Here is a 14167-nt window from a genome sequence, read left to right on the forward strand (position 1 = left end):
ATGGCAGTACAACAAAATCGTAAGACACGTTCTAAGCGTGGTATGCGTCGTTCACACGATGCATTGACAGGCGCGACTTTGTCTGTCGATTCAACATCTGGTGAAACTCACCGCCGCCACCACGTAACCGCTGACGGTTACTACCGTGGTAAAAAAGTTGTTGGTGCATAAGATTACTGCGTAACGCAGGTCAATTATCTTGGCACAGCTAACCATTGCGTTAGATATTATGGGGGGCGATCATGGCCCCCCAGTTATTCTTGCTGCTGCCATTCGAGCAATTAAGCAGCATCCTCAATGTCAATTCATTTTGTGTGGTGATGAGTCTATCATCAAAGCCGCCTTATCTGATTTAACTACCGATGAATTAGCCCGGCTAACTATCGAACATTGCACGCAAGTCGTCGCCATGGATGAAAAGCCAACGCAGGCGTTGCGGGCAAAAAAACAGTCGTCCATGCGACGCATTTTAGAATGTGTTGAAACTGGGCAAGCGCATGCCTGTGTCAGTGCAGGCAATACTGGGGCGTTAATGGCGATGGCGTTCTACGTGCTCAAAACGCTCCCTGGGATTGATCGACCCGCATTAGTCACGGCCATGCCAACCGCGAGTCATCACCGTGTGTTTTTGCTCGATTTGGGGGCTAACGTCAATTGTAATTCGGAAACCTTATTTCAATATGGCGTCATGGGTACGGTTTTGGCGCAACAATGTGCCGGCATTGCGTCGCCGCGTGTTGCTCTGCTAAACGTTGGTGAGGAAGATATAAAGGGAAATGCTCAGATTAAATATGCTGACGAATTGTTTCGCAATGCAGCAAGTATTAATTACATTGGTTATGTTGAGGGCGACGATATATTTACCGATGTCGCTGATGTAGTTGTTACCGATGGCTTTACCGGTAATGTCGCGCTCAAAAGCAGTGAAGGGTTGGCTAAGCTAATTGTACATGAAGTCAAACGTTTATCTACGCAAAGCTGGTATACCCGTCTAGTTGCTAAACTTGCTTTGCCATTATTAAAAACTATTTATAATCGAGTGAACCCCGACCAGTATAATGGCGCTAGTCTGTTAGGATTGCGCGGCATTGTGGTTAAGAGCCACGGGAACGCCTCCGCAGATGCCTTTTACTACGCCATTGTACAGGCCATTAATGAAGCGAAGATGCAAGTTCCTGAAAGAATAAAAAACAGAATAGAACAGGTATTGTTGGAGCATCATTAAGCATGTATTCACGATTTATTGGAACGGGCAGCTATTATCCGCAGGAAGTCCGTAGCAACGCCGATCTTGAACTGATGGTTGATACCTCAGATGATTGGATCACTGACCGCACTGGTATCAAAGAACGCCGTATTATTGGGGCTAATGAAACCGCCGCCACTATGGGCTACGAAGCTAGCCTTAAAGCCATTGAAGCTGCAGATATTGATCCCAAGAGCATCGATATGATCGTGTGTGCGACTACGAGCGGTCGGTATGCATTGCCTTCAACCGCATGTGAGATCCAACGTATGTTGGATTTAGATGGCATTCCCGCATTTGATGTGGCTGCTGCATGTGCAGGTTATTGTTACGCGCTCAGTGTTGCTGATCAGTATATTAAGTCAGGTATGGCCAAGCGTATATTAGTCATTGGCACTGATTGCTTAAGTCGACTAGTTGACCCGGCGGATCGCAGCATGGTTATCCTGTTTGGAGATGCCGCTGGTGCGACGCTTATTGAAGCCAGTGAGGAGCCCGGAATTCTATCGACCCATATCAACGCCGCGGGCAGCTATGGTGACTTACTGTACGTTGGTAACCCCACACGTGGTGATGAACAATCAGTGCATGACAATTGGGGGGTAATGAAAGGTAATGAAGTATTTAAGGTAGCGGTAACTAAGCTTAGTGAGGTAGTTGAACAAACCCTCGCCGCAAATAACATGCAGAAATCTGATCTTGATTGGTTGGTTCCACATCAAGCCAATTTTAGAATTATCAAAGCCACAGCAAAAAAATTGGATATGAGCCTTGATCAAGTGGTATTAACTCTTGAAAAATATGGCAATACGTCTGCTGCAACTGTGCCGACGGCTTTGGATACGGCAATTCGTGATGGACGTATTCAACGTGGTCAAAATTTATTGTTAGAGGCTTTCGGTGGCGGTTTTGCCTGGGCTTCTGCACTCGTCAAATATTAGTCTAGAGTAGGAATTACTATGTCAGCAATTGCTTGCGTGTTCCCGGGGCAGGGATCACAAAGCGTTGGAATGCTTGCGGCTATGGCCGAGGCTTATCCACAAATCCAACAAACCTTTTCGATTGCATCTGAGCGACTGGGTTATGACCTATGGCGCTTAGTTCAATCCGACCCTGATAATCGCTTAAACCAAACCGATGTTACCCAACCTGCATTACTTACGGCGAGTGTTGCTTTGTGGCATGTGGCTAAAGATAAGCTGGCAAAGATTGACTATCTTGCTGGGCATAGCTTGGGAGAATATTCTGCCTTGGTCTGCGCTGATGCATTATCGCTAAGCGACGCCGTTGCCTTGGTTGAAGCACGTGGACGCTTTATGCAGCAGGCAGTGCCTGCAGGTGAGGGCGCCATGTATGCGATTATCGGTCTCGATGACGCAACTATCGTCTCTTGCTGTGAGCAAGCGGCAAACAATCTTGGTCAAGTGGTTGCGCCGGTTAATTATAATTCGCCAGGCCAGGTGGTTATAGCCGGCACAAGCGCTGCGGCCGAAGCTGCAGCTGAGGCATGTAAGGCGGCCGGAGCAAAGCGTGCATTGCCTCTCGCTGTAAGTGTACCGTCGCATTGCGCACTCATGCAGCCTGCGGCTGAACAGCTTGCTGCATTATTGGAAAGCATAACAATAAATCGCCCCGCACTACCTGTAGTGAACAATGTTGATGTCGCTATTAATGACGATCCAGCAAGCATCAAAGATGCACTTGTTCGTCAATTGTACTGTCCCGTTCGCTGGACTGAATCGATTGAATTCCTTGCACAACAAGGGGTAACTAATATATTCGAAGTAGGCCCTGGCAAGGTGCTCACTGGATTGATCAAACGGATTGATAAATCAGTTGCAGCGGCTCCAATGAATGAGCCCGCACACTTTAATTAAGTAAAGGTTAGACTATGGAAAATAAAAAAGTAGCGTTAGTTACCGGTGCCAGTCGAGGGATCGGTAAAGCCATTGCCGAAGCGCTAGTCAATGATCACTTTGTTATAGGCACTGCAACCAGTGAAGCTGGTGCTGACGCGATAACAGCCTACCTAGGCGATAAGGGCGTTGGTATGTGCTTGAATGTGACTGACGCTGATTCTGTCAGTGCCGTTATTGCAGCGATCACTGAACAATATGGCGCGGTTGATGTTTTAGTCAACAATGCTGGGATTACGCGTGACAATTTATTAATGCGCATGAAAGACAGTGAATGGGATGACATCATCAATACCAATCTGAAGTCAATATTCACGCTTTCTAAAGCCGTAATGCGTGGCATGATGAAAAAGCGCCAAGGCCGTATCATCTCGATCGGATCAGTCGTTGGCAGTGCTGGTAATGCTGGTCAAGCCAATTATGCGGCGGCGAAAGCCGGGGTTATTGGTTTTTCAAAATCAATGGCGCGAGAAGTCGCAAGTCGTGGGATAACAGTAAACGTTGTAGCCCCTGGTTTTATTGATACCGATATGACGCAAGCGCTAACAGATGAGCAAAAAGCCGCAATATTTGCTGATATCCCGGCCAGTCGCTTAGGTCAACCGGCCGAAGTCGCAGCAGCTGTTGCATTTTTAGCCAGTGATGCTGCTGCTTACATAACTGGCGAAACTTTGCACGTAAATGGTGGAATGTTTATGCAATAGTCGATGATTTCTATGATCACCGACTTGATTGTTAATATTTTGTTGATACACTTTCTGGGTTAGCTGGTTCGACCTCACCGATTTAAGCGATTCAAGCTTGCAAGGTGTCTTGAGGCTGAATAAACTAGCCGCAATTTTTATCTAGTGACGTTAAGGGAAATCTAGAATTATGAGTAACATTGAAGAACGCGTTAAGAAAATCATCGTTGAACAACTTGGCGTAAAAGAAGAAGAAGTAAAATCTGAAGCCTCTTTTGTTGACGACCTTGGTGCTGACTCGCTTGACACTGTTGAACTGGTTATGGCGTTGGAAGAAGAATTCGACACTGAAATTCCAGATGAAGAAGCTGAGAAAATTACAACTGTTCAATCAGCGATTGACTATATCAACGCGAACAAAGACGCTTAAGTCATTATCTTCTAAAACGGCTCTGCTCAGAGCCGTTTTTTGTTTAAACCTATTCATATCTTTTATATCGGGGGCAAAGTGACCAAACGGCGCGTTGTTGTAACCGGTATGGGCATGCTTTCACCGCTTGGCAATACCGTAGATGAAACCTGGAGTGCATTGCTTGCAGGCAAAAGTGGGATTGGTCCCATTACGCACTTCAATCCTGAAGAACTATCCACACGCTTCGCTGGCGAAGTAAAAGACTTCGACCCAGCGCAGTATATCCCAGCGAAAGATGTGAAAAAGATGGATCGCTTTATTCAGTTGGGCATTGCTGCGGCAAAACAAGCTCTCGTTGATTCAAAGCTAACGGTCGATGATTCTAATGCGCATCGTATTGGCGTTGCGATAGGGTCAGGGATCGGTGGTTTAAAGATGATTGAAGAAAACCACATTAAGATGCAAAAAAGCGGTCCTAAGCGGGTTTCGCCGTTTTTTGTACCATCGACTATTACCAACATGATCTCGGGTTTTCTCTCGATCATGGAAGGCTTAAAAGGTCCTAATTTAAATGTTGTCACCGCCTGTACTACGGGGGTGCATAATATTGGTATCGCAGCGCGCACGATTGCGTACCATGACGCGGATGTTATGATCGCCGGCGGTGCTGAAGCTTCGATTACGCCGTTGGGAATGGCTGGCTTTGCTGCGGCGCGAGCGTTGAGCTCGCGCAATGATGAGCCACAACAAGCCAGTAGACCTTGGGATAAAGGGCGCGATGGTTTTGTCATGGGCGAGGGCGCTGGGGTTGTTGTGCTCGAATCATTAGAGCATGCACAAGCCCGAGGTGCACATATCTATGGCGAGTTAGTGGGCTTTGGAATGAGCGGCGATGCATACCATATGACCTCACCACCCGAGAATGGCGAAGGTGCAGCAATGTCGATGCAAAACGCGATCAATGACGCTGGTATCAATGCCGACGTAATCGGCTACGTTAATGCTCATGGTACTTCAACGCCAGCGGGTGATATCGCTGAGTTGCGTGCAGTTAAAAGCGTCTTTGGTTCAGACAGTAAAGTGATGGTAAGCTCAACCAAATCAATGATTGGTCATTTATTGGGTGCCGCTGGGTCGGTTGAAGCTATTTTTACTTTGTTGGCATTGCGCGACAAAATTGCACCACCAACCATTAATCTGCAAGACCCTGATGACGAGTGTGATCTGGATTTAGTCCCGAATCAGGCAAAGCCGTTTCCTCAGGATTATGCTTTATGTAACTCATTTGGGTTTGGTGGGACTAACGGTTCACTGGTGTTTAGACGGTTAGCTGATTAAACTGCAGTTATATTGACTAACCTGACTGACAGTTTTGCGTGAACCTAATTTGCTCTATCGGCACGATGATCGTGCACTAAATTATGGCGATGGTTGCTTTTCAACCATCGCGTTTAGTGCTGGAGCACCGCAATTATTGCTTTTACATGTTACGCGTCTAGCCCATGATGCAGCCGCGTTAGGTATCGCGTTAGAAACTGTTTCGATATTTGTTCCGCAGTTGGCTCAAGAGCAAATTAATATTCCAGATGAAGATTGGCAAACGCCTTTGCAGAATGCTATCCAAGCTCTCATTGATGCGTCATCGCAATCTCGCGGTATTATCAAAGTTCTTTTAAGTCGAGGCCATGGGGGGCGTGGTTATGCGCCTGAAAACTGTACCTCTCCTGTATTTGTTGTCACTGAACATGGTTTTCCAAATCGTTATGATGATTGGCACCAAAGGGGCCTATCGTTGGGCGTTTCAACCGTCCGTCTAGGGCGTCAACCACTATTGGCTGGGATCAAGCATCTCAATCGTTTGGAACAGGTTTTAATCAAACAACAGCTGGCACTCCTTGAGGGCATTGATGATGTGGTCGTCCTGGATGAGCAAGGCTACGTGATTGAAGCCTCAGCAGGCAACTTGTTTTGGCGCAATCAAGCAGGGGAGTGGTGTACACCGATATTGAGTCACTGTGGAGTCAAAGGCGTGATGCGCCAGCGATTTTTAAATTATTTACACGTTAATAATCTAGCACTGGATGAGAGAGAGTTCTTTCTTACCGATATTTTGAAAGCCGATGCTGTACTGGTATGTAATGCTGTTATGGGGATTGTTGCCGTGCACACAATTCATACCAATCAAGGTGCCAAGGTGCAATATAATATTCAACCTGTAGTCGCTATTAACGCTGAACTAGTCGCCACAGGGCTGCATTAGCATGAAACGACTAATACCGCTCCTCGCCGTTGCCTTTGCATTTTCTATAGTTACTGGGCTATGGGTGCTTCACCAAGCAAACTCGGCACTTAATCAGCAATCGCGTAATAGTGAGCCTGTACTTTTCACGTTGAAGCCTGGTACCAGCCTGTATCAATTGTTAGCACAATTTGATCAACAAGGTGTCTTTCAACAAAGTGATTGGCTTAAGCTCGCACTTAAATTGCAAGCGAATGTCGCAACGATTAAGGCGGGTACTTATGAAATTGGAGTTAAAGCCCCCCTCCCAGATGTATTACAGCAAATTTATCGTGGTGAAGAAAAGCAGTTTTCGATTACATTAGTAGAAGGGTTAACGTTTAAGCAATGGTATCAACAATTAAGTAGCCATGCGTGGCTCGAGGTTAACAAAACGCCGCTTGAGATTAGTGCATGGGCAAATAGCTTACCAGGTGCTTCGGTTGAAGGTTGGTTATTGCCTGACACATACGCATTTACCGCAGGCACTGCAGTATTTGACATAATCCAACGGGCACATGTCGCAATGCAGACAAAGCTAAATGCATTGTGGGATACCAGGTTTCCAGGATTACCTTACGAGTCTGCTTATGATGCGCTGATCCTCGCCTCAATCATTGAAAAAGAAACGGGGGTAGCGCACGAACGCGAGCATATTGCCGGCGTTTTCGTGAACCGGCTGAACTTAAATATGCGATTACAGACGGATCCGACAGTAATTTATGGTATCGGTGAGAGTTTTGACGGTAATATTACGCGCCAACATTTACGCACCCCTACACCCTACAACACTTATGTAATTAAAGGCTTACCTCCCACGCCGATTGCTATGCCGAGTGCTGCAGCATTAGAAGCAGCCTTTAATCCTCTGGAAACGGAAGATTTATATTTCGTATCAAAAGGTGACGGTACGCATTTTTTCTCTGCAACACTCGAACAACACAATCAAGCTGTGCGACAATACCAACTGAAAAAATAATCGCAATTCGGTCGGTAGGATTAGGTGCAGTTGAATTCAGGAAAATTTATCGTTGTTGAAGGCCTTGAGGGCGCCGGTAAAAGCTCAGTAATAGCGACTATCGTTGCGCATATTCGGAAACTAGGGCATGACGTTGAGCAAACACGTGAGCCAGGTGGTACACCATTAGCTGAGGCATTACGCGATTGCGTCAAGCAAGCGTGGCAAGAGACGGTAACAACTGAAACAGAATTGATGCTGATGTATGCTGCTCGATCTCAGTTGATAGCGAATGTTATTGCTCCCGCGTTAAAGAATGGTCATTGGGTAGTGGGCGATCGTCATGATCTCTCTTCACTGGCTTATCAGGGCGGCGGAAGAGGCGTTGCACGAGAATTATTGGACGTGATCCGTGGTGTAACCTTACGCGGTTTTAAACCTGATTTAACCTTGTACCTTGATGTTGAACCTGAAGTGGGTCTAGCGCGCGCGCGTGGACGTGGCGAGTTGGATCGCATTGAGCAGGAGGACATCGCATTTTTTCATCGTGTGCGTCGTGCTTATCTAGATGAAGCGCAAGCGGATGAGTCGATTATTGTGATTGATGCTATGCAGTCTATGCCTGCGGTGCATGATAATGTTGTCACGCAACTTAAGAATTTATTGTAAGCATGAATATTCCTTGGTTTAACCAAACTCTGCAGCAGCATTTACATCGGGCTGAGCAAAAACGTTTGCATCACGCTTTGCTATTGTGTGGTGCTAAAGATATCGGTAAGCATCAGTACGCAGAAAATTTAGCCAAAGGTTTATTGTGTAAAGCGTTAATTAATAGCGAAAGTTGTGATCAGTGTCAGTCTTGTCAGTTATTTAAAGCTAAGAGTCATCCGGATTATTATTGGTTAGCCACCGAAAAGTCTCAGATTGGTGTTGATCTCATCCGTTCTGCTATTCAGTCGTTGAGTAAAACAGCACAGCTTAGTCACAATAAAGTACTGGTTATCGAAGATGCGCATTTGATGAGTGAATCTGCCGCCAATGCGTTATTAAAAACGCTGGAAGAGCCAACATTATCAACCTATTTACTGTTGGTCACTGATCAACCCCATCGATTATTACCAACGATAATGTCACGCTGTGAAAAATGTGTATTACCAACGCCACAGGTAAATGACAGTATCGATTGGCTCAAGATCCAGTTTGAGGCTGGAACAGAGCATGCAATTACAGCAGAGGTGCTCAAAGGTTATGGTAATGCACCGCTTGCGGTTCTGCGGAGCCTTAAAGAAAACGACAGCTTAGCATATGACGATTTTCTAGCGCTCGCTGAAACATTGCGTGCTAGGCAAGGAAATGTATTGTCGGCAGCCGAAAAGTGGCAAGAGAAATGCGCTGAAGTGATTAATTGGTCGCAGCGCTGGGTCTTCAGTTTGGTCAAAGCTGAGGGACAAGTGATGGAGCAGCCGAATTGGGATGTTGTTAACAAGCTGCAACAATTAGCCGTAACTGCTCGTCACCCTGGGGTTAATAAAGTGTTGTTACTGGTTGAAACGTTCAAACTTTTGGAGGATTTTTAGGCCGTTATGTTTATTGATTCGCATTGTCATCTCGACCGTTTAAATATGGAGCCGAAAGAGCTAGAAGAAACGCTCAACTTTGCGCGTCAACGCGGCGTTCAACATTTCTTGTGTGTGTCTGTATCAGTAAAAGACTATACACCAATGCTTGAAGTCGTGAAAAACTATGCTGATGTATCAGTATCTTGTGGTGTTCACCCATTACACCAAGAAGACAGATGCAGTTACGCTGAGTTACTTGCGGTCTGTGCTTCTCCTAGAGTAATCGCGGTGGGGGAAACCGGTCTGGATTACTATTACAGTGAAGACACACGTGATGTGCAGAAACAATCCTTTATTGATCATATCAAGGTTGCCAATGAAGTCGGCAAGCCGCTTATCATCCATACCCGTGATGCACGGGAAGATACGTTAGACTTATTGCGACAGCATTTGGCTGTGGGTACCAAGGGCGTGTTGCACTGTTTTACTGAATCTCTCGACATGGCTTTAGCGGCGATAGAGTTAGGGTTTTATATTTCCTTTTCTGGCATTGTTACGTTTAATAGTGCAAAAGAGCTACGTGAAGTCGCCACGCAAATTCCTCTTGATCGCATGTTAATTGAAACAGACTCTCCCTGGTTAGCGCCGGTACCACACCGAGGTAAGCAAAATCAGCCAGGTTATGTGGTTGAAGTCGCTGAGTGTATCGCCAAATTACGTGGGGTTTCCGTTGAGACGATTGCTGCTGCTACGACTGAAAATTTTTATCAACTTTTTGATCGCGCCCAGCGTATGCAACCATAGATAACTATTGAGGCGCTAAACATGAATGAGCCGAATGTGGGATCCGAGCTTCCCTTATGGCGTCAACCTCTCGCACGAAGCCTGTACAAAACCAAAAACGTTCCTGAGTGCCGGTATTTACAATTAGCATCTATTGATCGTGAAGGGTATCCACAAAATCGAACCGTGGTTTTTCGTGGATTTGACGAGCAACATAGACTCCTAATTATTACTGATACACGGTCCGACAAATGGCACGAGCTACAGCACTGCAAACGCGTTGCCTTGTGTTGGTATTTTAGCGCGACGCGGGAGCAATACCGACTGAATGGGCATAGTGAGTTATTGCGGGACCCCGAACACGATCAATTAAATTTACGTGAGCATCATTGGGATCAACTGTCGACCGCTGCGAAAAAACAATTCTTATGGGGAATACCCAAAACCGAACGTCATGGCAAAGAGAGTTTAGTGGCAGATAAATCTAAACTTGATCCTGTCCCCATCCATTTCGGCCTTTTACTCGTCTCTGTTAAAAGTGTAGATTACCTCAATCTTAAGGGTAGCCCTCAAGACCGAGTTATATACCAGAAGACAAGGACCCGCTGGCGGGCAACGCCGGTTATTCCTTAATGGTATGGATACTCTTACCAAGGCCCTTGAACAACATTGTTGTTGTGAGCGTCATTGACGGATAATCCGACCAGCGACACTGAGTATTGCGAGCACAAAGCTTGGATCATCAGTTTCTCTTCATCTGCAAGGCTTAAATCTTCCACGTAGATGGCTTCACATTTACCCGACGTGATTAATCGTTTTATCCATGTTGGCACTTGAGATTCGTGCGGCTTTTGGATCCGAATACCATGACCGTGTTGCTGGTAAAACGCCTTTTCAAATACCACATTGTTTGCAATTAAATAATGCCACCCACGCTGCGTACGCGGTTGGTTTAATGGAACGATATTACTGCTTTGAATAGGAGTTGCTGTGTTCATGTTTCACCTGATATTTATACAGTGTATAGGTATACAGTAGTACTGTATAAAAAAACATGCAAGTAATAATTTAGTTTATTGCATGTTTTTTACTCACCATGGGTGCGGCATGACCTGTTTTAATGTTAAAGAAATAGTACTAGGTTATTGATTACTAAATATTTTATTTAAGGGCTTCGTGGGTGTTTGTGCTAATGAAATAGAGCACTTTTTAATCGTGATATGCGAATAAGGCATTAAAAGGAGGTGTTAATTTCGTATATATGTAAGAAGTTTTTCTTTACGCATATACAGGAGAATGAGCAAAGCTCCAATATATAATATTGGCTCTATAAAGCCTGATTTTACCGACCAATAATAGTGTATCACTGCCAAAAGAGCAGCAAGATAGACCCAGTTATGTAAGCGTTGCCATCTGTTGCCCATTCTGCGCTTTATAGCAACGATAGACGTTATTGCTAATAAGCTTAACAGGATCCATGCCAGCATACCGACGGTGATAAAGGGCCGCTCGATAATTTCCTTACCGATTAATAGCCATTCAAATTGCAGTTCAAAAGCTACAAAAGTAACGATATGCAAGGTAGCAAAGAAAAATGAATATAAGCCGGTTAAGCGGCGTAGCTTGATTAACACGCCAGCTTGCAGCCATTTCGCCATGGGCGATAAAAGGAGGCTAAACAACAACATATTTACTGCAGCGATACCAGTGAAGTGCAGGAGGGTATCGACTGGATCACCGGCGATCTTATCGTAGATCGTTAGATATAAAATATTACTTAGTAGGCCCAAACATGCCGCGTGAATGAGAGTTTTAAGGGCCAATATCTGTCTTGCACTCAAACGAACGGGTGGTCGCTTGGCACGCTTGTTGTTCACTCTATCCATCAATAGAACTTACTAAGATCCATGCCAGCATACAAATCAGCGACCTCGGTGTACCCATTGAAAAGCTCAGTGTCAATGCGAGTTTGCGCGAAAAGACCGCCTCGCGTAATACGACGCTCGCGCGCTTGACTCCATCGTGGATGATCGACGTTGGGATTTACATTGGCGTAAAAACCGTATTCCTGTGGGGCGAGACGATTCCACGTGGTGGGCGGCATATAGTCAGTCAATTGAATGCGCACAATTGACTTTATACTTTTAAAGCCGTACTTCCAAGGTACAACTAATCGAATGGGGGCGCCATTTTGTGGTGGCAGGGTTTTGCCATAAACGCCAACCGACAACAGGCTTAATGGATGAAGTGCTTCATCTAAACGCAGTCCTTCGATATACGGGTAATCAATACCACCACCCATAAATCGATTGCGTTGTCCCGGCATTTGCTCGGGATCATGCAAGGTCTGAAAAGCGACAAATTTAGCAGCACTCAGTGGTCGCGCCTGTTTGATAATCTTGCCTAATTCAAAACCGATCCATGGGATCACCATTGACCATGCTTCGACGCAGCGCAGGCGATAAATCCTCTCTTCCAACGCAAAGCGTTTAAACAAGTCGTCGTAACTCAAAGTAATCGGATTCTCCACCAGCCCATCAATGGTCAACGACCATGGATCCACCTTGAAGTTCTGTGCATTCTCTACGGGGTCCGCTTTACCAGTGCCAAATTCATAAAAATTATTGTAGCTGATCGCCTTGGTTTCAGGGGTAAGCGCCTCTGCAGTGCGATATCGCTCATTGGCGGTAAACGGAAGGTCGCGTTGCTTAAATGTACTTTCGTCATCATCTGAAAACCAGTTGATTGCATGTGCTGACTGAGTTAACAGTGCGCCTGCGCCAACGAAGCCCATTTGCTTTAGCAAGGTTCTGCGAGACTTATAGACAGTTTCATCTGTGACAGCATTCTCACTGAGTGCGTACTGCTTCGGTTTATTAATAAGCATAGCGATAGGTACTGATCAAAACTATAGATACGCTATATGACCCAATTTCGATTGTTAATCTTTCAATAATTGGCAATCAAACTATCACAAGGACAGTGTATCATGCGTGCCCCCTCGTTTCGGCACAAACATATTCGAATACAAGCGTGATGCAAATTCATCGGTCATACCACTGATGTAATCGGCCAATACGCGGTGACCAAGCGCATTTTCCTCAGCTTCACGCCAGCGCTGGCGAGTATTATCGGGTAATAGCCGTTCAGGATCAGAGGCAAACGCTTGAAATAGCTCCATGACCGTTTGTTGCCCTTTGTATTCCAAGAGTTGTACTTCAGGCTTCTGAATAACTTTTAAGTAAACAAACTGCTTAAATAAACCTAATGCTTCGGCATACTGGTTCGGCATAACGGCGTTGTAGTCGAGTAGCTCAGCGCTAAAACAATGCTGGCGGGTGAGTGATATTGCGGTAATGAAAAGGTTAACTAATGCACCGATGGCATTTTTGCGCTCATAATGTTGGCGGCTGAATAATTTTAGGGTTAACTCATCGAAGCCGACAGACAGACTGGGTATGTTTAACGCCATTATTCGATCACGCATAAAACTGGAGAAATCAAGTTGGTTAACCATTCCCATAACAATCGCATCTTCTAGATCATGCACGCCGTAAGCAATATCATCAGCTAATTCCATGATCGAGCAATCGAGTGATTTATGGATAGTTTTCGCATGCTGACCTGGTTTTTTTGTTACCTGCATAAATTGAGTTTTGTCAGCGCTTGAAAGTGGCTCTAATAACCAGTCAAAAATAGCGGTATCGCAATCAAATAAGCCCTTAGGCGGATGCCAATCTCGTGCCTTAACGGTTCTAAGGTCAACGTTATCCATTGGGGTTGAATTTTTAGTTACGCGTAACTGTGAAATGAAGTGTGGATACTTCACTAACCCAAGAATGGTGCGACGTGACAGGTTCATGCCGTGGCATTCGGTATAAGGCTCTAATTGGGTGACAATTCGAAAGGTTTGACCGTTGCCTTCAAAACCGCCATGCGCATTCATCATAAAATTGAGGGCAATTTCACCACCGTGGCCAAACGGCGGATGGCCAATGTCATGCGCTAAGCACAAGGCTTCTATTAAATGACTATCCAGTCCCAGCTGCGTTGACTCTTTAGGGTATTTAACCTGTAATTGAGCGCAAATACCGACGCCAATTTGTGCGGCTTCCAATGAGTGGGTCAGGCGGGTGCGATAAAAGTCACTAATACCCACACCTAAGACCTGAGTTTTAGCTTGTAAGCGCCGAAATGCGGCTGAGTGTAAAATTCGTGCTTTATCGCGTTGATAGGGACTACGATGATCGCCATCACGATTTTCAACGCGTGGTAGTCGGCGTTCATGCCAGTGCGAACTGTCAGCAATACAACTATGTGTCACAGGAATTC

General features: G+C 45.5%; 17 protein-coding genes. 13 read left to right on the forward strand and 4 right to left on the reverse strand.

The window, feature by feature from the left end:
- From rpmF to AC121Z_RS07745, 13 genes are all read left to right on the forward strand, one after another.
- Entirely contained in the window at window positions 1-171 is a 171-nt protein-coding gene (gene rpmF / locus AC121Z_RS07685; protein WP_100641102.1) for a 50S ribosomal protein L32, read from the forward strand.
- A gap of 28 nt (window positions 172-199) precedes the next feature.
- Window positions 200-1225, forward strand: a complete 1026-nt coding sequence (gene plsX, locus AC121Z_RS07690) for a phosphate acyltransferase PlsX (RefSeq protein WP_498127852.1) — start codon at window positions 200-202, stop codon at window positions 1223-1225.
- Between the two features lie 2 nt (window positions 1226-1227).
- A complete protein-coding gene (locus AC121Z_RS07695; protein ID WP_498127853.1) occupies window positions 1228-2187 on the forward strand; it encodes a beta-ketoacyl-ACP synthase III in 960 nt (319 codons plus the stop codon).
- Window positions 2188-2205: 18 nt separating this feature from the next.
- Window positions 2206-3123 carry an ACP S-malonyltransferase gene (fabD, locus tag AC121Z_RS07700; protein ID WP_498127855.1) on the forward strand — a complete coding sequence of 306 codons (918 nt, stop codon included), beginning with the start codon at window positions 2206-2208 and terminating at the stop codon, window positions 3121-3123.
- Between the two features lie 14 nt (window positions 3124-3137).
- Entirely contained in the window at window positions 3138-3866 is a 729-nt protein-coding gene (gene fabG, locus AC121Z_RS07705; RefSeq protein ID WP_498127857.1) for a 3-oxoacyl-ACP reductase FabG, read from the forward strand.
- Window positions 3867-4035: 169 nt separating this feature from the next.
- Window positions 4036-4275 carry an acyl carrier protein gene (gene acpP / locus AC121Z_RS07710; RefSeq protein WP_018981476.1) on the forward strand — a complete coding sequence of 80 codons (240 nt, stop codon included), beginning with the start codon at window positions 4036-4038 and terminating at the stop codon, window positions 4273-4275.
- Window positions 4276-4353: 78 nt separating this feature from the next.
- Window positions 4354-5595 (forward strand): beta-ketoacyl-ACP synthase II, encoded by a 1242-nt coding sequence (fabF, locus tag AC121Z_RS07715; RefSeq protein ID WP_498128184.1) that lies wholly within the window; start codon window positions 4354-4356, stop codon window positions 5593-5595.
- A gap of 34 nt (window positions 5596-5629) precedes the next feature.
- On the forward strand, window positions 5630-6517 hold the full coding sequence (pabC, locus tag AC121Z_RS07720; RefSeq protein ID WP_498127859.1) for an aminodeoxychorismate lyase: 888 nt from the start codon (window positions 5630-5632) through the stop codon (window positions 6515-6517).
- Window position 6518: 1 nt separating this feature from the next.
- Window positions 6519-7514, forward strand: a complete 996-nt coding sequence (gene mltG / locus AC121Z_RS07725) for an endolytic transglycosylase MltG (protein ID WP_498127860.1) — start codon at window positions 6519-6521, stop codon at window positions 7512-7514.
- A 30-nt stretch (window positions 7515-7544) separates the two neighbouring features.
- Window positions 7545-8162, forward strand: a complete 618-nt coding sequence (gene tmk / locus AC121Z_RS07730; protein WP_498128185.1) for a dTMP kinase — start codon at window positions 7545-7547, stop codon at window positions 8160-8162.
- A gap of 2 nt (window positions 8163-8164) precedes the next feature.
- On the forward strand, window positions 8165-9070 hold the full coding sequence (gene holB / locus AC121Z_RS07735; RefSeq protein ID WP_498127862.1) for a DNA polymerase III subunit delta': 906 nt from the start codon (window positions 8165-8167) through the stop codon (window positions 9068-9070).
- Window positions 9071-9076: 6 nt separating this feature from the next.
- The gene (locus AC121Z_RS07740) at window positions 9077-9856 is read left to right on the forward strand and encodes a TatD family hydrolase (RefSeq protein ID WP_498127864.1); all 780 of its coding nucleotides are present in this window, start codon (window positions 9077-9079) and stop codon (window positions 9854-9856) included.
- A gap of 21 nt (window positions 9857-9877) precedes the next feature.
- The gene (locus tag AC121Z_RS07745) at window positions 9878-10468 is read left to right on the forward strand and encodes a pyridoxamine 5'-phosphate oxidase family protein (protein ID WP_498127866.1); all 591 of its coding nucleotides are present in this window, start codon (window positions 9878-9880) and stop codon (window positions 10466-10468) included.
- 14 nt (window positions 10469-10482) lie between these two features.
- Here AC121Z_RS07745 and AC121Z_RS07750 read toward each other — a convergent pair whose 3' ends face one another.
- From AC121Z_RS07750 to AC121Z_RS07765, 4 genes are all read right to left on the reverse strand, one after another.
- Window positions 10483-10833: a hypothetical protein gene (locus AC121Z_RS07750; RefSeq protein WP_498127868.1), complete on the reverse strand. Its 351-nt coding sequence runs from the start codon at window positions 10831-10833 to the stop codon at window positions 10483-10485.
- Between the two features lie 249 nt (window positions 10834-11082).
- The gene (gene msrQ / locus AC121Z_RS07755) at window positions 11083-11721 is read right to left on the reverse strand and encodes a protein-methionine-sulfoxide reductase heme-binding subunit MsrQ (protein WP_498127870.1); all 639 of its coding nucleotides are present in this window, start codon (window positions 11719-11721) and stop codon (window positions 11083-11085) included.
- On the reverse strand, window positions 11721-12722 hold the full coding sequence (gene msrP / locus AC121Z_RS07760; protein WP_498127871.1) for a protein-methionine-sulfoxide reductase catalytic subunit MsrP: 1002 nt from the start codon (window positions 12720-12722) through the stop codon (window positions 11721-11723). The genes msrQ and msrP overlap by 1 nt, the downstream gene beginning before the upstream one ends.
- An 84-nt stretch (window positions 12723-12806) precedes the next feature.
- On the reverse strand, window positions 12807-14144 hold the full coding sequence (locus AC121Z_RS07765; protein ID WP_498128187.1) for an anti-phage deoxyguanosine triphosphatase: 1338 nt from the start codon (window positions 14142-14144) through the stop codon (window positions 12807-12809).
- Window positions 14145-14167 lie beyond the last annotated feature (23 nt).

Source organism: Alteromonas sp. DYW1 (assembly GCF_059752595.1).

Bases quoted from the DNA above. Each gene is read 5' to 3' on its own strand.
- rpmF (WP_100641102.1), top strand. From the start codon at position 1: ATGGCAGTACAACAAAATCGTAAGACACGTTCTAAGCGTGGTATGCGT.
- AC121Z_RS07695 (WP_498127853.1), top strand. From the start codon at position 1,228: ATGTATTCACGATTTATTGGAACGGGCAGCTATTATCCGCAGGAAGTC.
- fabD (WP_498127855.1), top strand. From the start codon at position 2,206: ATGTCAGCAATTGCTTGCGTGTTCCCGGGGCAGGGATCACAAAGCGTT.
- fabG (WP_498127857.1), top strand. From the start codon at position 3,138: ATGGAAAATAAAAAAGTAGCGTTAGTTACCGGTGCCAGTCGAGGGATC.
- acpP (WP_018981476.1), top strand. From the start codon at position 4,036: ATGAGTAACATTGAAGAACGCGTTAAGAAAATCATCGTTGAACAACTT.
- mltG (WP_498127860.1), top strand. From the start codon at position 6,519: ATGAAACGACTAATACCGCTCCTCGCCGTTGCCTTTGCATTTTCTATA.
- holB (WP_498127862.1), top strand. From the start codon at position 8,165: ATGAATATTCCTTGGTTTAACCAAACTCTGCAGCAGCATTTACATCGG.
- AC121Z_RS07740 (WP_498127864.1), top strand. From the start codon at position 9,077: ATGTTTATTGATTCGCATTGTCATCTCGACCGTTTAAATATGGAGCCG.
- AC121Z_RS07745 (WP_498127866.1), top strand. From the start codon at position 9,878: ATGAATGAGCCGAATGTGGGATCCGAGCTTCCCTTATGGCGTCAACCT.
- AC121Z_RS07750 (WP_498127868.1), bottom strand. From the start codon at position 10,833: ATGAACACAGCAACTCCTATTCAAAGCAGTAATATCGTTCCATTAAAC.
- msrQ (WP_498127870.1), bottom strand. From the start codon at position 11,721: ATGGATAGAGTGAACAACAAGCGTGCCAAGCGACCACCCGTTCGTTTG.
- msrP (WP_498127871.1), bottom strand. From the start codon at position 12,722: ATGCTTATTAATAAACCGAAGCAGTACGCACTCAGTGAGAATGCTGTC.